The sequence below is a fragment of the Paenibacillus macerans genome, from assembly GCF_050565405.1.
Classification (GTDB): Bacteria; Bacillota; Bacilli; order Paenibacillales; family Paenibacillaceae; genus Fontibacillus; species Fontibacillus macerans_B.
The window spans coordinates 1-19,200 of sequence record NZ_JBNYYG010000013.1 but is presented as its reverse complement, the minus strand read 5'-3'; the positions used below and the strand labels follow the sequence as shown (position 1 = coordinate 19,200).

Genomic DNA, 19,200 nt, shown 5'->3' with positions numbered 1-19,200 from the left:
GGGTTAAGTCTGGTGAATGGAGAACTGAAGCAGTTACAGCATAAACTTGAACTGGCATTCCAAAATAGGCAGCTGTTGAAACAGGCCTTCACCCATGCATCTTACGTGAACGAGCATCGATTTAGTCAATACGAAGATAACGAACGCCTGGAGTTTTTGGGCGACGCCGTACTTGAATTGACCGTTTCGGAGCATTTATATCGGTTATTCCCCGATCGTCCCGAAGGCGAATTGACCAAGCTGCGCGCCGCCATCGTGTGCGAGCCTTCGCTTGTGAAGTTTGCCGAAAATCTGGAGTTTGGAGGGTACGTGCTTTTAGGCAAAGGTGAGGAATTAACGGGAGGCAGAACCCGTCCGGCTCTGCTCGCGGACGTTTTCGAATCCTTTATAGGCGCTTTATATCTGGATCAGGGCTTGGAAGCAGTTACTGCGTTCCTGCATCGCCATGTATTCCCCCAATTGACATTAGACGGCAAACTGCAGACCAGCGATTACAAAACGGAACTGCAGGAGCTGACGCAGCATCACGGCATGGGAACGCTGGAATACCGCATCGTCGAAGAGCGCGGACCGGCGCACGAACGTGAATTCGTCTCCGAGGTTTGCATGGAGGGGCGCACGCTCGGCCAGGGCACCGGAAGATCCAAGAAGGAAGCCGAACAGCAGGCGGCCGCCGTGGCGCTGGAGCTGCTGAAGGGCTCCGAGTTTGGCGGTTAAGCCGAGCAGTTGATTAGAATTCAATAAGAAGGCCGTCCCCATGGCGAGGCATAACTTAACCGGGGGACGGCCTTTTTTCGTTAGAGAGTTAACCCGTTCGTTACACGAGTGCTTTTATACTTTTTTTGAACGGTTTTTCGAACAAAAACCTTGCAAGGTGAAAGTGTGTAAGGGACATTCGTTCACTATGATCAATAGCGGTGTCTAATCAAGCATTCAATCTTGAGAGGAGGCGGCCGGGTTGGGCAAAATGATTTATGACCCCAATCTGAAAAACATTCAGGCGAAATACGTGCTTTTTTGGCTTTTGTCCATGGTTACGTTGCGCAGCCCGAAGTATTTACTAGGTGTGTACACAATCATAATACTTTCAAAGTCGGGTGCCAGACATTTGCCTGGCGTGGCGGTCTTATAGGGTTCGAGTCTTGTTGTCTCCGCATGCTGCTTTGCACGATTATCCCTTTCGTTAAGGGAGTAAAGGTCGGGGGCTAGGAGAAGTGAAGCAGACCGGAGAGGAGATCCATGACAAGATGCAGTGGAAACGAAAATACTGTGATTTTGCTGCAGTCTAAGCCCTTCCGTCTGCAGAAACGTCTGCAACGTCATACTGCCCCCGCCTGCTTCTTTGGCCTAAGGCCCGTCTCATGACTTCGAACCGATCTATTTTCTCCACCCCATATTTTCTTCCCTTTCCCCGAGGCTTGTCGGTTTCTCTGTTACCTGATCAAACGGGATAATTGTGCAAAGCTTCCGGACAGCGAGTATTGACCTAACGCCAAAAGGTTGCCGGCTTAACTGTCAAGCCTGGATGATTAGGAATTCCATGGATTTCATGAAAGCTTTAATGCAACGCTAGTGAATTCAACTCAATATTGAGGATTTCCCTAAAATAGGGCCATTTTTCCCCTTATGTTGTTGCATTCCCCAAACTTCATTTGCCGCTAGGTACTACGGCAACTGCATCCTGAGCTCGGTCATCAGCGTCAGCGTATCCATCCCGGCATGATTGCCGAGCAGGATCAGCGTGTATCCTCCCCCCAGTTCCCGGGACATCCCGGTGGCGTAACCGCTGCCGCTGCCGTTATGGAACACGCGGGTAGTCCCGTTTTCCTGCCGAATCATCCAGCCGTAACCGTAGTTTTTGACGGAGTGCGGGGTGAACATTTTCTTTATGGAAGCCTGGCTTAGGACCTGCTCCGTCTCGAACGACGCGGTCCAGGCGAAGAGCTCGTCGACGGTGGAGTAGAGACTGCCCGAACCGGATTGGGTGATATAGTCGCCAGCAGGCGCCCACTTCTGATCTCCGGCGCTTACGTATCCTTGAATCACAGGTACGGTGGAAAAAGCTTCCCCGGTCTCGTCCATGCCCAATGGCCGAAAAAAACTTTCCCGCAAATACTCCCCGTAACGCATGCCCGCCGCCTGCTCGATGATTCCGGCCAACACGACGTAACCGCTGTTGCTGTAAATGAATTTGTTGCCCGGCTCGGCAAGGAGCGGTTTGGCTTTGATGGCTTCGATCGTATCCTGCAAGGACATGCCCGCATTGCGCGGGAAGTTGGGATTCATGCCCGAGTTGTGGGACATCAACATGTGCAACGTGATCCGGTCTCCGGAAGGAAATCCGGGAATATAGCCTTCCAGTGTATCGTCCAGCCGGAGCTTGCCTTCCTCGGCCAGCTTCATGACTGCTGCCGCCGTAAACGATTTGGTGAGCGAAGCGATCCGCGATTTGCGGTCCGGGCGGACGAGGCAGTTGTCGCCGTCGTAGCCGTATCCCTTACGGAGCAGAATTTGGCCGTCCTTGGCGATCAGGGCGATGCCGGAATACCGCCTTGCGATCAAATAACGGTCGGCCGCTTCCGTAACGGCAGAAGCGATCGTGGCGCGATCCGGCGTCAGATTTACGGCGGTTTGGCCGTTCGACAGTGTGGGGGAGACGCCGGATTTCAACGACTCGGCTAAGGCCCGGAGCGGTACCATGGTGGTGCCGCCGGCATCGGTGGAAGCTTCGGCGGCCTTGATCGGATCGCCATTGACGCTGAATAACGCCGTTCCGGGACGATGCAAAATCGTATCGCCATGGATCAGAAGCTCGGCGGCGCGTTTGGCTTGGTTCCATCGCACGGTTGCGCCGAGCCGGTCGGCGGTTTCGCGGAGCGGGACATAGATCGTGCCGCGGCGCTTCATCGGGGCGGTGGACCACGGAACGGCTTGGCCGTCTATGGTTACCGCAGCGGCAGCCGTTCTTTGCTCCGGCTTGGCGTCCGCCGATTCGGGCGATAGGGCCCAAACGCCGGCAGCCAAGCAGGCGGCTAACAACAGACCGGCCAGCTTCGTCGTGTTTTTCTCTCTCATCAACAACGCTCCTTTTACCGATATAAGATTGTCTATCACACTAGCAAAAAGGAAAACGGATTTCAAGAGAGTGAGGGCCGCGGAATTCCGGGCTTTCTGGCCGGTGCGCAATGCCTGTCCTCCGGGGCTTTTTGTATGTTACAATAGTCGTTAGAGGTGATTGTGAACGTATGTTTTTGAAACGGATCGAGTTAGCGGGCTTCAAATCTTTCGCCGACAAGACGGAAATGGAATTTGTCCGCGGCATCACCGCCGTGGTCGGACCGAACGGCAGCGGCAAAAGCAACATTTCCGACGGCATTCGCTGGGTGCTTGGGGAGCAAAGCGCCAAGTCTTTACGCGGCGGCAAGATGGAAGACATTATTTTTGCCGGCAGCGATGCGCGCAAAGCGGTCAACTACAGCGAGGTATCCCTTACGCTGGATAATGCCGATCAGGCGTTGCCGCTCGATTTCAGCGAAGTGACGGTCACCCGGCGCGTACACCGCAGCGGGGACAGCGAATATTTCATCAATAAGCAATCCTGCCGGTTGAAGGATATCACCGAGCTGTTCATGGATACCGGGATCGGGAAGGAAGCTTACTCTATCATCGGGCAGGGCCGGATCGAGGAGATTTTGAGTACGCGGTCCGAGGATCGCCGCGGAATTTTCGAAGAGGCTTCGGGGATCGTTAAATACAAGAGCCGGAAGCGCGATGCCCGCCGCAAGCTGGATGAAACGGAGCAGAACCTGCTGCGCATCAACGACCTTGTCGTTGAGCTGGAGGATCAGATCGAGCCGCTGAAGGAGCAATCCGAGAAAGCGTTGAAATACAAGGAGTTGCGCGAGCAGCTGAAAAATAAAGAGATTTCGTTGTACGTGCATCAAATCGAGCAAATCCACGAGTCGTGGAGCGAAGCGAACGCCAAGCTGGCGAAGCTTCAAGAAGAGCAGCTGGCTTTGTCCACGGTCGTATCCGCCCACGATGCGAAGCTGGAGAGCGACCGTCTCGCGCTGCGCCAGGTCGAGGACCAAATCGAGACGCTTCAGGGGCAGCTTCTGGAATACAGCGAAAGCTACGAAAAAAGCGAAGGCTACGGCGAGGTGTTGAAGGAGCGCGCCAAAAACCTGGCCCAAAACCGCGAGCAGCTGCGCCAGTCGCTGACGGTCAGCGAAGAGCGGTTTGCCCAGCGTCTGCAGGAGCTGGAACAGCTGGCGGCCAAATTCGCCGCGGCCGAGCAGCAGCTCGCCGGGCTGCGCACCGAGCTGGCCGCGGAGGAAGCCAAGCTGATCGGCGTGACCGGAGGCATCAGCCAGGCGCAGGAGGAAGGCCTGAAGGGCCAACTGCTCGACATCATGAACCGCATGGCGCAGTCGCGCAACGAGATCCATTACGCCGAACAGCAGAAGGATAGCGTCAAACGGCGCATGGAACGCGCCGAGGAAGAGGGCGTAAAGTGGACGGATGAACTGGATCGTCTGAAGAAACGCAAAAGCGAGCTGGAAACGGTCCTGGACAAGATGGGGCAGGAAATCGCCGGGCTCCGCGGGCAGTATATCCAGGAAAGCGAACGTCACCAGTCGCTGCAGAAGCTAGCGGAAGAGGGCCAGAGCAGCATCCGCAAATGGGAGCAAAAACGCGAAGGCCTGGTATCGCGCCGCGATACGATGAAAGAGATGGAAGACGATTACGACGGGTTTGTGCTCGGCGTTAAAGAAGTTCTGAAAGCCGCAAAGAAATCCGCGTTGTCCGGCGTTCACGGCGCGGTCGCGGAATTGATCCGCGTTCCGGAGAAGCTCGAGATCGCCGTGGAAACCGCGCTTGGCGCGGCGATGCAGCATATCGTCATGGAGAACGAAGCCGTTTCCCGGCAGGCGATCGCGTTCCTGAAGCAGCGCCAGCTCGGCCGGGCTACGTTCCTGCCGCTCGACGTTATCCGTCCGCGCCAGATTTCCGCCGCGGACAAACGCCAGTTGGAGGAAGCCGACGGCTTTGTCGGAATCGGCGCGGAGCTGGTCGGTTATGAGCCGAGGTACGCCGATATCGTCGGCAGCCTGCTGGGGAACGTCGTGTTTGCCAGCGATCTGGAGCGGGCCAACAAAATGGCCGCGCGCCTGCAATACCGCTTCCGGATCGTCACGCTGGAAGGCGACGTCGTCAATGCCGGCGGTTCGATGACCGGGGGCAGCCAGCATCGCAAGAACAACAACCTGCTTGGCCGCAAACGCCAGCTGGATCAGCTCGCGAACGATATCCGCGAGAGCGAAGAAATGCTGGACAAGCTGCGCAAAGGCTTGGCGGATGTACGCAGCCAGCTGGGCAAGTCCGAAAGCGAACTGACGCGGCTGCGCGAAGCCGGGGACGCGAAGCGGGTGGAGGAGCAGTCCAGCGCCGGCGACCTCAAGCAGGTCGAACACGAATGGCGGCACGTGTCGGAGCAATTCGAGCTGTACGGCCAGGAGAAGGGCCATTATCAGAAAGAGCTCGAGGATCTCGAGGCGACGAAAAAAGCGGCGGAAGAGCGCTTGGTGGAGCTGGAGAAGGAAGAGCAATCCGTCCAGCAGTCGATCCGGGCCGCCGAATTTGCGCGCAAAGCGAGCGAATCGGCCAAGGAGGAGTTGCAGGATTTGCTGACCGGCCTGAAAGTACGGGAAGGCAAGCTGGACCAGGAATGCTTCTCCTTGCGCGAGCAACTGCGCCGCTCCGAGGAAGAGTTCAAGATTCAGGAGCGGGAGCTGGAACAGAACCGCACGATCCTGCAGTCGATCGAAGCGGATTTGCTCCAAAACGAGCAGCAAACCGTGAAGCAGCGGGAAGAACTCAACGATTTCAAGCTGAAGAAGGAGCGTGCCGGCGAACAGCTGGAGCTGGAGCGGGCGTCGCGCGCCGTGCTGGTCAAGAAGCTGGAGGAAGGCGAAAGCGAAACCAAGGAACAGCGGACCCAGCTCAAAGCCGTGGAGGACCAGCTGCGGCAGACGGAAATCCAGGCGAACCGCCTCGACGTCGAGCTCGACAACATTTTGCGCAAGCTGTCCGAGGATTATGAGCTCAGCTATGAACTGGCCAAGCAGCGCTATGCGGTGCCGGAGGACGTGCCGCAGACCCAGGCCGAAGTCAAAGAGCTGAAACGGCAAATTACGCTGCTCGGGGACGTGAATCTGGGGGCTATTGACGAATATAACCGCGTCTCCGAACGCTACCAATTCCTCAGCGAGCAGAAGGATGACCTGGTTGAGGCCAAAACGACGCTTTACCAAGTCATCCGCGAGATGGACGAGGAGATGTCCAAGCGCTTCAAAACGACGTTCGATGCCATCCGCCGCGAATTCGTCATCGTCTTTTCGAAGCTCTTCGGCGGCGGGCGGGCCGATTTGATCCTGATCGATCAGGATAACCTGCTGGAGACCGGCATCGACGTGGTCGCCCAGCCGCCGGGCAAAAAGCTGCAGAATCTGCAACTCCTCTCCGGCGGGGAGCGGGCTTTGACCGCGATGGCGCTGCTGTTCGCCATCCTGCAGGTGAAGCCCGTGCCGTTCTGCGTGCTCGACGAGGTCGAAGCGGCGCTGGACGAAGCGAACGTGGTCCGCTTTGCCCAGTATTTGCGCGAATTTTCCGAGCAAACGCAGTTTATCGTCGTGACGCACCGCAAGGGCACGATGGAGGAAGCCGATGTATTGTACGGCGTTACCATGGAAGAAGGCGGCGTGTCCAAGCTCGTGTCCGTCAAGCTGGAGGACGAGGATGCCGTCGAAATCGCATAGCGATCGCGACAGGAATTGCTTTATGCTGCGGCGCGGGGGCCAAGGATCTGCTTGGCCCTTTTTGCCGCTTTTTGATCCGGCTCGCATAAGGATTGGAAATTGCTTGGGCCTCCGCGGTATGCAATAATAGAATTATGCAGCCGAGAAGGCATGAATCCCGAGGATAGCGGTCATAACCGGCGTTATTTTGGGCGAACGTCCCGTTTTCCGAGAATAACGGTTGTTCTTGGCGCTATTTTTGGAAAATCGGTTTGAAAGCGGAGATTTCATAGCGGAGATTTCATAGTCCGGAATATAGGGCGTTGCGAATTACATAAAGGAGGGTTATCCCCAAATGAGTTTCTTCAAAAAGCTGAGAGAGAGCATCGCGTCAAAAACCGAAGCGGTAACCAAACAATTCAGGGACGGGCTGGAAAAAAGCCGCAAAGGCTTTGTCGAGAAAGTCGCGGAATTAGTTACCCGCCGCAAAAAAATCGATGAAGAATTTTTCGAAGAGCTGGAGGAAATTCTCATCGGCGCCGACGTCGGCGTCAATACGGTCTTGAAGCTGATCGATGATCTCCGCAAAGAGGTCAAGCAGCGCCGGATCGAAGACGCCTCCGAGCTGCAGCCGTTGTTGTCCGAGAAATTGACCGAGCTGCTACGCGGGGACGAGGACAATGAAATGCACCTGAATCCGGACGGAATCAGCGTCATTTTGTTCGTAGGCGTGAACGGGGTCGGCAAAACGACGACGATCGGCAAGCTGGCCCACTACTATAAGCAGCAGGGCAAAAAGGTAATCCTTGCCGCTGGCGATACGTTCCGCGCCGGAGCCATCGAGCAGCTGGAGGTATGGGGCAAACGGGTCGGCGTCGACGTGATCAAGCAGCAGGCTGGCTCCGATCCGGCGGCGGTGATGTTTGACGCGGTTCAGGCGGCCAAACAGCGCGGGGCGGACATCCTGCTGTGCGATACGGCCGGACGGCTGCAGAACAAATCCAATCTGATGGAGGAGCTGAACAAAATTTACCGCGTCATTCAGCGGGAAATTCCTGCCGCTCCGCATGAGGTGCTGATGGTGCTCGACGCTACGACCGGGCAAAACGCGCTCAGCCAAGCGAAGCTGTTCGGCGAGAAAAGCGGCGTGACCGGTCTGGTGCTGACCAAGCTGGACGGCACGGCCAAAGGCGGCATCGTGATCGCCATCCGTCAGGAGCTCAGCCTTCCGGTCAAATTCGTGGGACTCGGCGAAAAGGTGGACGATCTCCAAAAATTCGATTCCGAGCAGTTCGTACACGGTTTGTTCGCCGGATTGATCGCGGATGAGGAAGAAGCCGCCGAGGCTTAAAACCGGCAATTCCGTGTAACAGAAAGTGCGGCTCCGTCGTATGATGGTCATAGGCAAAAGCCCGAAAAGGCATACTAAATTCGGAAGCATTCCTGGAAATCAGACTTTTTGAACTCGCACCAAATGTAAATTTAGGAGGTGACAGGATGGCAAATACACATACTTACGACCGCCGCGAAGAAATCGCCAACGCCATTACCCACGGCATCGGCGCCTTGCTTAGCGTGGCGGGATTGGTACTGCTGATCGTTTTTTCCAGCATGAAGGGCACGGCTTGGCATGTCGTCAGCTTTACGATTTACGGGGCGAGCATGCTGCTCCTGTACCTGTGCTCCACGCTCGTGCACAGCTTCAAGGAAGGCAAAGCGAAAGACTTGTTCGAGTTTTTCGATCATTCCTCCATCTATATCTACATTGCGGGAACGTACACGCCGTTTTTGCTGGTGGCCGTTCGGGGGCCCCTCGGCTGGAGCCTGTTCGGGACGATTTGGGGGATCGCGCTGCTAGGCGTCGTATTCAAAGCGTTTTTCGTCAAAAGGTTCCTGTTCATGTCGACGGTGTTTTACCTGATCATGGGCTGGCTGATCGTGATCGTCTGGGGTCCGCTGACCGCGGCCATGCCGCATCAGGGTATCGTCCTGCTGGTCGCGGGCGGGTTATCGTATACGCTGGGCACGGTCTTTTACGTCTGGCGAGGTTTTCCTTACCACCACGCGATCTGGCATTTGTTCGTGCTGGGCGGCAGCGTCACCCACTTTTTTGCAATCCTGCTGTACTTGCTGCCTCAACACTAAAGTTACGGCTTCAAGCCGCCTTCCGGGACGTTCGGCAGGCGGCTTTTTGCTGCGGAAACGAAGGGATCAGCGCTTTCGCAGGATGTTAAGGCAAAATGCTTGACATCCTTTGCGGCTTTCTGTATCATAGGTAAAGTTGATGCGCTGTAAAGTGTTTTTCCTTGACGGAGGGAGTGCCCAAATGAGTCAGGAGAATAGGCTTGAGAAAACGAATCGGATCAACCTTTTGTTTGATTTCTATGAAACGCTGCTGACGGAAAAGCAGCAGACCTTCCTAAAATATTATTTTCTCGATGATTTCTCGCTGGGGGAAATCGCTGCGGAGTTCGAGATTAGCCGCCAGGCGGTATATGAGCATATTAAACGGGCCGAAGGCATGCTGGAAACGTATGAAGAGAAGCTGGGCCTATTACAAAAGCATGAGGCGCGGAGCGGCGTGTTATTCCGGCTGGAGCAGCTGGTGAAAGACAGCTCGATGTCCCCGTTACATAAAGAAGCGGCCAGAAATTTGCTTCGCGAGGCAGAGCAATTGTAAGATGGTGCTATAAGTTAGAGTTCAAAAAGTCAGGTTTTGAGCACCAAGAAGGTTGGATGAAGCTAGGGACTGAGAAGCTACGTGAGCAACGGAAGGCCCGGCTGAATTCAAGATTCGACGTCGAATAACCTTCCATGAATAGCATCGTGATCGAAGGATGACTTTTTGAACAACCTTTTAAAGAGAACGGAGGTGACGGCCACATGGCATTTGAAGGTTTGACAAGCCGGTTGCAGAACGTATTCAGCAAGTTGCGGGGCAAGGGCAAGGTCTCGGAGGACGATCTCAACGAAGCGATGCGCGAAGTACGGCTCGCTTTGCTGGAAGCGGACGTTAACTTTAAAGTTGTCAAGGAATTCATCGCCAAGGTCAAGGAGAAGGCCATCGGCAAAGAGGTCATGGACAGCTTTACGCCGGGCATGGTCATCATCGATATCGTCAACAAAGAGCTGACGGAGCTGATGGGCGGAAGCCAAGCCAAGCTGGCCCGCAGCAATCGGCCGCCGACCGTCGTCATGATGGCGGGTCTCCAGGGTGCCGGGAAAACGACGACCTCGGCCAAGCTGGCCAAGCTGCTGCTCAAGGACAATCACCGTCCGCTGCTGGTGGCGGGAGATATTTACCGCCCGGCGGCGATCAAGCAGCTGCAGGTGCTCGGCGAACAGATCAAAGTGCCGGTATTTTCGCTGCCCGAGGGCAACAGCCCGGTCGAAATCGCCCGTCAAGCGCTGCAGCATGCCAAAGATAACGGCAACGACTACCTGCTGATCGATACCGCAGGCCGCCTGCATATCGATGAGGAATTGATGGAGGAGTTGCGGCAAATCCATGAAGTGACGAAGCCGGACGAGGTGCTCTTGGTCGTGGATGCGATGACCGGCCAGGACGCGGTCAACGTGGCGGAAAGCTTCAATCAGCAATTGAGCCTGACCGGGGTCGTGCTGACGAAGCTGGACGGCGACACCCGCGGCGGTGCGGCGTTATCGGTCAAAGCGGTCACCGGGTGCCCGATCAAGTTCGCGGCGCTGGGCGAGAAGATCGACGCGCTGGAGCCGTTCCATCCCGAACGGATGGCCTCGCGGATCCTCGGCATGGGCGACATGCTGTCGCTGATCGAGAAAGCGCAGTCGAACATCGATGCGGAAAAAGCCAAGGAAATGGAACGGAAGATGCGTAACGCGGAATTTACGTTCGACGATTTCCTGGAGCAGATGGAACAGGTCAAGAAGCTGGGCCCGATCGATCAGATCATGGATATGATCCCGGGCATGGGCAAGATGAAGCAGATGAAGGACGTCAAGGTCGACGAGAAACAAATGGGCCGGGTGGAAGCCATCGTTCATTCGATGACCAAAGAGGAGAAGCAACATCCCGACATGATCAATCAAAGCCGCCGCAGACGGATTGCCGCCGGCAGCGGAACGACGGTCACGGACGTCAACCGGCTGATCAAGCAGTTTGACGAAATGCGCCGGATGATGAAGCAGCTCTCCGATATGATGGGGCCGAAAGGCAAAGGCAACAAAATGATGAAGCAGCTCGGCAAGGCCGGAAAAGGCATGAGATTCCCTTTCCGTTAACGGGTGTTGATCCGCTTGGCGAAGAGGGAAGGTATTCATACATTTAGTTCATTCTTTGAAGGAGGTGAATTTCGTGGCAGTTCGTATTCGTTTGAAACGCATTGGTGCTCATAAAGCTCCTTTCTACCGTATCGTGGTGTCGAATTCCCGTTCCCCGCGCGACGGCCGTTTTATCGAGGAGATTGGTTACTATAACCCGGTTGCTGAGCCGGCTGTAGTCAACATCGATGAAGAGAAAGCATTGAAATGGCTCCAAGACGGTGCGCAAGCATCCGACACCGTTCGCAATTTGCTTAGCAAAGCAGGCGTTATGAAGAAATTCCATGAGCTTAGACAGCAGAAATAATTGCTGATTCGGAGGGTCGTATATGGAACAATTAGTCGGCGTTATTGCGAAGGCTCTTGTTGATCATCCGGACGATGTCCGTGTGGAGGTTGTGGAGAAGGATCACCTGATCGTGTATGAGCTTTCCGTGCATCCCGACGATGTAGGGAAAGTGATCGGCAAGCAGGGGAGAATCGCCAAGGCCCTCCGCACGGTTGTGGCATCGGCAGCGGTCAAGATGGATAAGCGGGTCACCGTGGACATCATGTCTTGAACAACCGTTTCAATGAAGGTTCAAAAGGACAGGTTTTAAGCACCGAGAAGGTTGGATGAAGCTAGGGAATGAGTAGCGGAGCGTAGGCGAACCTACGTGAGCAACGGAAGTCCCGGCTGAATTCAAGATTCGACGCCGAATCTGCTTCTTGGCCTACTGCGTGATTAGAAGATGGCTTTTTGAACAACCTTTTAAAGATATACGAAAGCGGGTTAGGATGTTTGTCCTAGCCCTTTTTCGTACATGCTGAAACAGGGGGAAGCGGAGACGGTAAAATTGTTGCACGATATACAACAATGAGACCGAAATAACTATGGTAGCGAGTAAATGTTATATTCTCTACAACAAATATAGCTTTAACTCTTCGAAAGAAACTGAAATGTTGCACTTTTTACAATAATTCCTCTTTAGATTGCTTTGTAGAGGCATAATTGTTGTGCAAAATGCAATATTTTCGTTGTTAACTAAGTATGGTTTGGATGCGCCGGGCACGCACTGAGGCGAGCCTCGGCCGCACAGGACTGGGAGGTTGTTATGTCTGACTCTTTATTGTCGGTAGGCAAAATCGTAAATACTCACGGAATTCGCGGGGAGCTGAAGGTGCTGCTGCAAACGGATTTTCCGGAAGTCCGCTTCGCTCCGAAGACCCGTCTCCTGCTCCTTCACCAGGAAAGCGGGGAGCGGTTGACGGTCACCGTAGAGGCGTCACGTCCTTATAAGCAAATGTATATCGTGAAGTTTGCCGAATTTTCCAATATCAATGAAGTAGAGAAGTTCAAAGGCCGCGACCTGAAGGTATCCAAAGAGGAAACGGTGGAGTTGCCGGAAAACGAATATTATTTCCACGAGATCATCGGCTGCCGCGTCGTGAGCGACGAAGCCGAGGAGCTTGGCGAAATCGTGGAAATTTTGCGTCCGGGCGCCAATGACGTTTGGGTGGTCAAGCTGCCGTCCGGCAAACAGCTGCTGTTGCCCGTGATCGAAGACGTCGTGCTGGACGTGAACGTGAAGGAAAAGCTTGTCAAAGTTCATGTAATGGAAGGACTGTTATAGGAATGCGGATGGATGTCCTGACCCTGTTTCCGGAAATGTTCGCCGGCGTTTTCGGGAGCAGCATCCTTGGCAAGGCCCGGGAAAAAGGCATCGTCTCGCTAAATGCGGTGAATTTCCGCGATTACTCTGGAAATAAACACGGCAGCGTGGATGACACGCCGTATGGCGGGGGCGGTGGAATGGTGCTGAAGCCGGAGCCGATCTTCCATGCGGTCGAAGATCTGCTAGGGCGTGCGGCAAGCGGGGAGGGCTCCGTCCGGGCCCAAGAGGATCGGGATAAAGCCGGATTGTCTTCGAATGAGGCCGGGCTTCCGCCGCGCATCATCCTGATGTGTCCGCAGGGGGAGACGTTTACGCAGCAAAAAGCCGAGGAGCTGGCCAAGGAAGAGCATCTGGTGTTCATTTGCGGGCATTACGAGGGCTACGATGAACGGATCCGCGAGCATCTCGTGACGGACGAAATCTCGATCGGCGATTACGTTTTGACCGGCGGCGAACTGCCGGCCATGGTGGTTATCGATAGCGTGACGCGCCTGCTTCCCGGCGTGCTCGGCAATGAAACGAGCGCGGTTACGGATTCGTTCAGTACGGGGCTGCTGGAGTATCCGCATTACACGCGTCCGGTCGATTTCCGCGGGTGGAAGGTGCCGGATATTTTGCTAAGCGGGCATCATGCCAACGTCGCCGATTGGAGGCGTAAAGAGGCGCTTCGCCGCACGTGGGAGCGCCGTCCCGATCTGCTGGACGGGCTGGAGCTGACCGAACAGGATAAACGCTGGTTGAAGCAGCTGCGGGTGGAAGCGGAGTCGCCATCGGAAGGGTAATCCCCGGTCTCCCGCAACCTGATCTAACGAATAATCCGCCGCTCTGTCGGCGGTTTTTTTTCTGATAGCGTTTTACTTTTGTTATTGCGGGCCGGCGACTTCATCGCTTATAATTAATGGTACCTGAAATTGACGTCGGGGTATGGCGCAGTCAGGTAGCGCGCACCCTTGGGGTGGGTGAGGCCGTGGGTTCGAATCCCGCTACTCCGATATCATAATGAATGACGGTATGAGTCTGAACATTTTTTCTGAAATGTGCAGATTTATACCGTCTTTTTCTTATGCGCATGAAGTCGATGTTCCATTTATATCAAATCCGGGAGGGGCGCACGGTGAAGATAAGTTCGCAGGTATACGTCAGAGGGTTGTGCAAAAGGCCTATGATACATTACGCGACGGCGGTACCGTTATTGACCCCTTGGGTCCATGTGATTGGAATCCGTGTTGCTCCAATCTGATTGATAAATTCGGCGTATTTTGGTGGATAGCCATTTTAAGCAACCGATACATCCATATCGGCGACATAATATAATACAATTGTATCAAGAAAATCATTGAACCGAATTTTTGGGCAAAAGAAGGATGCATCCGCCTGCATGACCGCCTACACCGTCCGTCCACCCGGCTCATACTATGCATTAGCTTGCAAAGGAAGGGGAACTTGGGGAATGGTCGAGGCCTATTATAATTGTTTGCATTGCATGAACAAGAAAGTCCGGATTTTGACCCGTGACGGACGTGTTCTTGAAGGTACGATCGTGAAGGTGGACCGGGAGAATGTATATCTGAAAAAATCGCCGGGCGGCCGGGTACAAACATCGGCGTTTATCCCGCCTTACGGCTACGGTTATGGTTATGGCCCTTATGCGGCAAGCGAAGATATTTTAACGCTCAGCCTGTTCACGCTGCTGGCGATTGCATTGATTTAACCGGGAAAGGGATTATGCATTTGCCTCCAATCGATTGGGGGCATTTTTTTATGGAAACGGGATATGATAGGATTAGGAATATCTCCCATCTCCGAATCGGTGAGGATGCATATTTTTCTTGCTATGCCTAGGGAAATATGATAAAATTCTCTTTGTTGTGAATTCGGTGGTCCGCTGCGGATGATGAAGGAGAACACGAGGTTTCTCCGGAAGAGGCATGAACACCTGAGTGGAAGGAGGGAGTCATAGATGAATATCGTACAAGCGATTACGCAGGAACAACTTCGCAAAGATATTCCGAGCTTTCGTCCTGGTGACACTTTGAAAGTGTTCGTTAAGGTTATCGAGGGATCTCGTGAACGTGTCCAATTGTTCGAAGGTGTTGTTATTAAGCGTCGTGGCGGCGGAATCAGCGAAACTTTTACGGTTCGTAAAATTTCCAACGGTGTAGGCGTGGAGAGAACTTTCCCGCTTCATTCCCCGAAAATCGATAAAATCGAAGTGGCTCGCCGTGGTAAAGTGCGTCGTGCGAAGTTGTATTACCTTCGCGAACTTCGCGGTAAAGCAGCGAGAATTAAAGAAGTGCGTCGTTAATTTCATTAACGAACAGGGGGCTTGTATCCATTCAAGCCCCTTTACTTTTTCTATCATACATATTATGAGATAAGGAGAGGTCACGATCCATGGAGAAACAAGAACAACAAGACCATCCGGACTATCCGCAACCATCCGACCCGCCGGAACGACCGGAGGAGCCGGGAGCAGTGGAAGCCGTGCCTTCAGGCAAAAAGGATAAAAGCGAGGCGCTGGAATGGCTGAAAGCTATTGTGATCGCCGTTGTGCTGGTTCTTCTGATTCGTTGGCTTTTCTTTGCTCCGTTTATCGTCGACGGCCCTTCGATGAAGCCGAATTTTCATACCGGCGAACGCATCATCGTGAACAAGATCATTTACGACATCCGGGAACCGAAGCATGGGGAGGTTGTCGTGTTCCATGTACCGTCCGAGGGACGCGATTTCATCAAGCGGGTGATCGGGGTTCCCGGCGACACCGTCCGGGTGGAAGGGGATACGGTGACCGTTAACGGGCAAGTCGTAGATGAGACCTACATCAAAGATGCCGTTATTGAGAAACATAACAATAATGAACTGTACAATACAGAAGCGAATTTTCCGAACGAAGTGGTTCCCGAAGGAACCGTGCCGGAAGGTTATGTGTTTGTGCTTGGAGATAACCGCTCGAACAGTACGGATAGCCGGCGGATCGGTTTCGTTCCATACGGCGATATCGTAGGGCGGGCCGATTTGGTATTCTGGCCGCTGGCGGATCTCGAATTTATCAAGCATTAGCCGAAGGAATAGGCGCGTTCTTTGGAAATATGAGGTGAACGAACATGACAATTCAATGGTTTCCCGGTCATATGACCAAGGCTCGCCGGCAAATTCAAGAAAAGCTGAAGCTGATCGACGTCGTAATTGAGCTGCTTGACGCCAGGTTGCCTTTATCCAGCCGGAATCCGATGATTGATGAAATATTGCAGGGGAAACCCCGCTTGATCGTGCTGAATAAAGCCGACTTGGCCGATCCTTCCGTAACGAAGCAATGGATCGCCTATTTCAAACAGGAGGGGCATCTGGCCGTCGAAGCGGACGCTTCCAGCGGCCAGGGGCTGAAGGAAATTCCGCAGCTGGCCAAAGAGCTGCTCAAGGAGAAGATCGAACGGCAAATCGCCAAAGGCATCAATCCTCGAGCCGTGCGGGCATTGATCGTAGGGATTCCGAACGTCGGCAAATCGACGCTGATCAACGGGTTGGCCGGACGGAAAATCGCGGCGACCGGGGATCGTCCGGGCGTCACCAAAGGACAGCAATGGATCAAGGTCGGCACGGAGATGGACTTGCTCGATACGCCGGGCATTTTGTGGCCGAAGTTCGAGGATCAAAACGTCGGCTACCGGCTGGCGGTGACGGGCGCGATCCGCGAGGAGATTTTGAACGTGGAGGACATCGCGTTTTTTGCGGTGAAATATCTGGTCCGGTATTATTGGGAGCCGTTTCGCGAAAGGTTCGAGCTGGGTCAGCCGCCGAAGGATTACGAGGATCCGGATGAAATCGTCGCTGTCATGGAAGCGGTCGGACGAAAACGGGGTTGCCTCGTAAGCGGCGGTCGGGTCGATCTGGAAAAAGCGTCGGGTATCATGCTCCGGGAGCTCAGAGCCGGAAAGCTGGGCAGATATTCATTGGAAGCGCCTTACTAAACAACAGTCGTCGGCAACTTGCCGGCGGCTATTTGTTTTTTCGGCGAAAGGCTGTAGAATCTAGGAAGGGAAGCCGATAATAGGGGAAGAGGCATTCTTATAGTGGTCGTTCAAAAAGTCATCTTTTGCTCACGATGTAGTTCCCGGAAGCGGATTCGACGTCGAATCTTGAGTTCAGCCGGGACTAGCGTATGCTTCCGATGTATGTTTCCTGCGGAAACATTTCAGTTGCTCACGTAGGCTTACCTACGCTGCGCTACTCAGTCCCTAGCATCATCCAACCTTCTCAATGCTGAAAAGCCGACTTTTTGAACATGCAAAAAATAGAGACGGATGTTGATCGATTGTAGCACTCCAAAGCAAGGAACCTCGAATGTCCGGGTTACCGGAACAACCAGATTTATCATCCTAGAACAGCTAGCACCGGGGGAAGGTTCGTCAAGAACAAGGAGGCACTATGGACGATTTGTTAAAATATGAGCGGGAGTACTGGCAGTCATCCTATCGCCAGATCGCGGGAATCGATGAGGTCGGGCGTGGCTGCCTGTTCGGCGACGTTGTTGCCGCTGCGGTCATTTTGCCGCAAAATCTCGTGCTGCAAGACGTGGACGATTCGAAAAAACTAAGCGCGAAAAAACGCGACAAGCTGTACGAAATCATCATGGAACAAGCCATTGCCGTGGGAGTCGGCTACGCGGATGCCGCAACGATCGACCGGATCAATATCAAGCAGGCGACGCGGCTGGCGATGAAGCAGGCGGTGGAGCAGCTTCCGGTCAAGCCTGACTTTCTCTTGGTCGATGCGGAGAAGGTGGATGTCAAAATTCCTCAGCTGGCGGTCATCAAGGGCGACGCGACCAGCCAGTCGATCGCCGCGGCATCCATCATCGCCAAGGTGACGCGGGACAGGTTGTGCCAAGGCGAGTGGGATGCGCGTTATCCGGAATACGGAATCGCCGTACATAAAGGTTACGCGACCAAGCTGCACCGCGAACAAATCCAGGCTCTCGGTCCAACGCCGATGCATCGCAAAAGTTTTATGCGCAATTTGTTCGTGGAGGAACAAACATTGTTTTAAACCGCTTTAGGAGGACCCGCCGGCACATCTGGCGGGTTTTCCGTATCGTATCGCTTACGAGGGGAGGCAAGGGGGGAACTTATGAATATCGGACCGCTGCTGCGCAGCATGATGGGGGACGTACGAACCGGAGAACCGAAATCTCTGGAATTGAAAACGGGGCAGGTGGTCCGCGGCACGGTGCTGTCCGTGTCCGAAGACGGTCAAGAGGCCGTGATCCAGGTTCAGGGGGTCAAACTGCATGCCGTCTTGGAAACGCCGCTGCGCGCCGGGGAGACGACAATGCTTCAGGTGCAGCCGGACTCGAAAGGCGGTCTTGCGATACTAAAGCCGATGGACTCTGCTCCGGCCACCGTGTTATCGGCTGCATCCTTGGCCAAAGCGCTGGAATCGCTGGGCCTCGACAATTCGGCGACGAATCGGGAGCTGCTTCAGTTGATGCAAAAAAGCGGGCTGCCTTTATCGAAAGAGAATGTCTCGCTGATGCTGCAGCTATCCGGGCAAAAGCCGGCCGGCGTGCCGCTGTCGGAATGGATCCAGGCGGCGGGGATCGCTTTTAGCCGCGGTCTTCCGATCACCGGCGAATCGGTGGCGGGACTGCATCAGGCCGTTTTTGGACCGCCGCTGCATGTGCTGTTGTCCTCGCTGGAGGAGCAGCTGGCGAATTCCCTGCGGCAGCCGGGGAACGAAACGGCGGGAGCCGGGGCCGCAGTGGGCCGTGGCGCTGCCGGGGAGACGGGACAACCGGGGCAAGCCGCTGCGGCTCCGGGTTCGCCAGGGGCCGGCGCGGGAGCTTCTGCGACGGGGGCCCAGACCGGAGCGGCCGCTTTGGCGGGTACGCATGCGGGGGACTCCGCGGCTGCGGCCGGCGGAGCGTCTCAGCCGAACCAGGCGGCAAGCCTGGTGCAGCTGGCCCGGCAGGGAGCATTTACGGTCGGCTCAGATTCCCAAGGTGCCCAGGCGGGCATCCAGGGACAGGGAGCCGAGGGATCCGGCGGGGCGCTGGTCGCGAAGCTGCAGGCGGCGTTGGCGGAGCTGGGAAGGGCCATGCTTCAGGATGGCATGGACGCAGGTACGGTGCCGGGCCGGGGCACGGCCGGCCCGGCAGGCGCGCCTCCCAGCGCGGGCACGCTGGGAGGCTTTGGCGTGGCCGCGGCCGCCCCGAGCTCGGGCTCGGCGGCAGCGGCCGCGCCGCAGGCGCAAGGCGAAGGGCCCGCAGGGCCTTCGCCGACGGCCACGCGCCCCACCCCCGCGGCGGAGCCGTGGGTGGGGCGCGTGCTGAAGCTGCTCGGTGCGGAGCACGAGCAGCAAGTGCTGCGCGCATCCGCGCCGGGCGGCACGCCGGTCGCGGATGCGGCGCAGGCGCAGGAAGCGCCGCCTGCGGCTGGCGCATCGGCGCGGGC

16 protein-coding genes, 1 tRNA gene and 2 pseudogenes are annotated in these 19,200 nt (G+C 55.3%); 18 read left to right on the top strand and 1 reads right to left on the bottom strand.

What is annotated here, in order from left to right; translation table 11 throughout:
* Positions 1-12 precede the first annotated feature (12 nt).
* Positions 13-717 (top strand): ribonuclease III, encoded by a 705-nt coding sequence (rnc, locus tag ACQ4N8_RS10640; protein WP_430704330.1) that lies wholly within the window; start codon positions 13-15, stop codon positions 715-717.
* Between the two features lie 241 nt (positions 718-958).
* Positions 959-1,132 carry a hypothetical protein gene (locus ACQ4N8_RS10635; protein WP_430704329.1) on the top strand — a complete coding sequence of 58 codons (174 nt, stop codon included), beginning with the start codon at positions 959-961 and terminating at the stop codon, positions 1,130-1,132.
* A gap of 533 nt (positions 1,133-1,665) precedes the next feature.
* Here the strand turns inward: ACQ4N8_RS10635 and ACQ4N8_RS10630 are convergent.
* Positions 1,666-3,075, bottom strand: coding sequence for a serine hydrolase (locus ACQ4N8_RS10630; protein WP_430704328.1), 1,410 nt, complete (start codon positions 3,073-3,075; stop codon positions 1,666-1,668).
* Between the two features lie 170 nt (positions 3,076-3,245).
* Between ACQ4N8_RS10630 and smc the strand changes: the two genes are divergently transcribed.
* From smc to ACQ4N8_RS10550, 16 genes and pseudogenes are all read left to right on the top strand, one after another.
* A complete protein-coding gene (gene smc, locus ACQ4N8_RS10625; protein WP_430704327.1) occupies positions 3,246-6,818 on the top strand; it encodes a chromosome segregation protein SMC in 3,573 nt (1,190 codons plus the stop codon).
* 334 nt (positions 6,819-7,152) lie between these two features.
* Positions 7,153-8,148, top strand: coding sequence for a signal recognition particle-docking protein FtsY (gene ftsY, locus ACQ4N8_RS10620; protein WP_430704326.1), 996 nt, complete (start codon positions 7,153-7,155; stop codon positions 8,146-8,148).
* 146 nt (positions 8,149-8,294) lie between these two features.
* Positions 8,295-8,942 (top strand): PAQR family membrane homeostasis protein TrhA, encoded by a 648-nt coding sequence (gene trhA / locus ACQ4N8_RS10615; RefSeq protein ID WP_430704325.1) that lies wholly within the window; start codon positions 8,295-8,297, stop codon positions 8,940-8,942.
* 181 nt (positions 8,943-9,123) lie between these two features.
* Complete coding sequence (locus ACQ4N8_RS10610) at positions 9,124-9,477, top strand: putative DNA-binding protein (protein WP_430704324.1); 354 nt, start codon at positions 9,124-9,126, stop codon at positions 9,475-9,477.
* Positions 9,478-9,680: 203 nt separating this feature from the next.
* Entirely contained in the window at positions 9,681-11,057 is a 1,377-nt protein-coding gene (gene ffh, locus ACQ4N8_RS10605) for a signal recognition particle protein (RefSeq protein ID WP_430704323.1), read from the top strand.
* A 73-nt stretch (positions 11,058-11,130) separates the two neighbouring features.
* A complete protein-coding gene (gene rpsP / locus ACQ4N8_RS10600) occupies positions 11,131-11,403 on the top strand; it encodes a 30S ribosomal protein S16 (protein WP_009222977.1) in 273 nt (90 codons plus the stop codon).
* Positions 11,404-11,425: 22 nt separating this feature from the next.
* Positions 11,426-11,656: a KH domain-containing protein gene (locus tag ACQ4N8_RS10595; protein ID WP_059045410.1), complete on the top strand. Its 231-nt coding sequence runs from the start codon at positions 11,426-11,428 to the stop codon at positions 11,654-11,656.
* Between the two features lie 534 nt (positions 11,657-12,190).
* Entirely contained in the window at positions 12,191-12,709 is a 519-nt protein-coding gene (rimM, locus tag ACQ4N8_RS10590; RefSeq protein ID WP_430704322.1) for a ribosome maturation factor RimM, read from the top strand.
* 2 nt (positions 12,710-12,711) lie between these two features.
* Entirely contained in the window at positions 12,712-13,533 is an 822-nt protein-coding gene (gene trmD / locus ACQ4N8_RS10585) for a tRNA (guanosine(37)-N1)-methyltransferase TrmD (RefSeq protein WP_430704321.1), read from the top strand.
* A gap of 136 nt (positions 13,534-13,669) precedes the next feature.
* A tRNA-Pro gene (locus ACQ4N8_RS10580) sits at positions 13,670-13,743 on the top strand.
* A gap of 458 nt (positions 13,744-14,201) precedes the next feature.
* Positions 14,202-14,462 carry a hypothetical protein gene (locus ACQ4N8_RS10575; RefSeq protein ID WP_430704320.1) on the top strand — a complete coding sequence of 87 codons (261 nt, stop codon included), beginning with the start codon at positions 14,202-14,204 and terminating at the stop codon, positions 14,460-14,462.
* A 249-nt stretch (positions 14,463-14,711) separates the two neighbouring features.
* Positions 14,712-15,056 carry a 50S ribosomal protein L19 gene (gene rplS / locus ACQ4N8_RS10570; protein WP_059045398.1) on the top strand — a complete coding sequence of 115 codons (345 nt, stop codon included), beginning with the start codon at positions 14,712-14,714 and terminating at the stop codon, positions 15,054-15,056.
* Positions 15,057-15,145: 89 nt separating this feature from the next.
* Positions 15,146-15,811 carry a signal peptidase I gene (gene lepB, locus ACQ4N8_RS10565; protein WP_430704319.1) on the top strand — a complete coding sequence of 222 codons (666 nt, stop codon included), beginning with the start codon at positions 15,146-15,148 and terminating at the stop codon, positions 15,809-15,811.
* Between the two features lie 44 nt (positions 15,812-15,855).
* Positions 15,856-16,719, top strand: coding sequence for a ribosome biogenesis GTPase YlqF (ylqF, locus tag ACQ4N8_RS10560; RefSeq protein WP_430704318.1), 864 nt, complete (start codon positions 15,856-15,858; stop codon positions 16,717-16,719).
* 451 nt (positions 16,720-17,170) lie between these two features.
* Positions 17,171-17,797, top strand: a pseudogene (locus ACQ4N8_RS10555) (ribonuclease HII); the annotation flags it as partial.
* A gap of 81 nt (positions 17,798-17,878) precedes the next feature.
* A pseudogene (locus ACQ4N8_RS10550) lies at positions 17,879-19,200 on the top strand (flagellar hook-length control protein FliK); the annotation flags it as partial.

Excerpts from the sequence above, each read along its gene's own strand:
- trhA (WP_430704325.1), top strand. The coding sequence starts at position 8,295 with ATGGCAAATACACATACTTACGACCGCCGCGAAGAAATCGCCAACGCC.
- smc (WP_430704327.1), top strand. The coding sequence starts at position 3,246 with ATGTTTTTGAAACGGATCGAGTTAGCGGGCTTCAAATCTTTCGCCGAC.
- ylqF (WP_430704318.1), top strand. The coding sequence starts at position 15,856 with ATGACAATTCAATGGTTTCCCGGTCATATGACCAAGGCTCGCCGGCAA.
- lepB (WP_430704319.1), top strand. The coding sequence starts at position 15,146 with ATGGAGAAACAAGAACAACAAGACCATCCGGACTATCCGCAACCATCC.
- rplS (WP_059045398.1), top strand. The coding sequence starts at position 14,712 with ATGAATATCGTACAAGCGATTACGCAGGAACAACTTCGCAAAGATATT.
- ACQ4N8_RS10610 (WP_430704324.1), top strand. The coding sequence starts at position 9,124 with ATGAGTCAGGAGAATAGGCTTGAGAAAACGAATCGGATCAACCTTTTG.
- ACQ4N8_RS10595 (WP_059045410.1), top strand. The coding sequence starts at position 11,426 with ATGGAACAATTAGTCGGCGTTATTGCGAAGGCTCTTGTTGATCATCCG.
- ftsY (WP_430704326.1), top strand. The coding sequence starts at position 7,153 with ATGAGTTTCTTCAAAAAGCTGAGAGAGAGCATCGCGTCAAAAACCGAA.
- ACQ4N8_RS10575 (WP_430704320.1), top strand. The coding sequence starts at position 14,202 with ATGGTCGAGGCCTATTATAATTGTTTGCATTGCATGAACAAGAAAGTC.
- ACQ4N8_RS10630 (WP_430704328.1), bottom strand. The coding sequence starts at position 3,075 with ATGAGAGAGAAAAACACGACGAAGCTGGCCGGTCTGTTGTTAGCCGCC.
- ffh (WP_430704323.1), top strand. The coding sequence starts at position 9,681 with ATGGCATTTGAAGGTTTGACAAGCCGGTTGCAGAACGTATTCAGCAAG.
- rimM (WP_430704322.1), top strand. The coding sequence starts at position 12,191 with ATGTCTGACTCTTTATTGTCGGTAGGCAAAATCGTAAATACTCACGGA.
- trmD (WP_430704321.1), top strand. The coding sequence starts at position 12,712 with ATGCGGATGGATGTCCTGACCCTGTTTCCGGAAATGTTCGCCGGCGTT.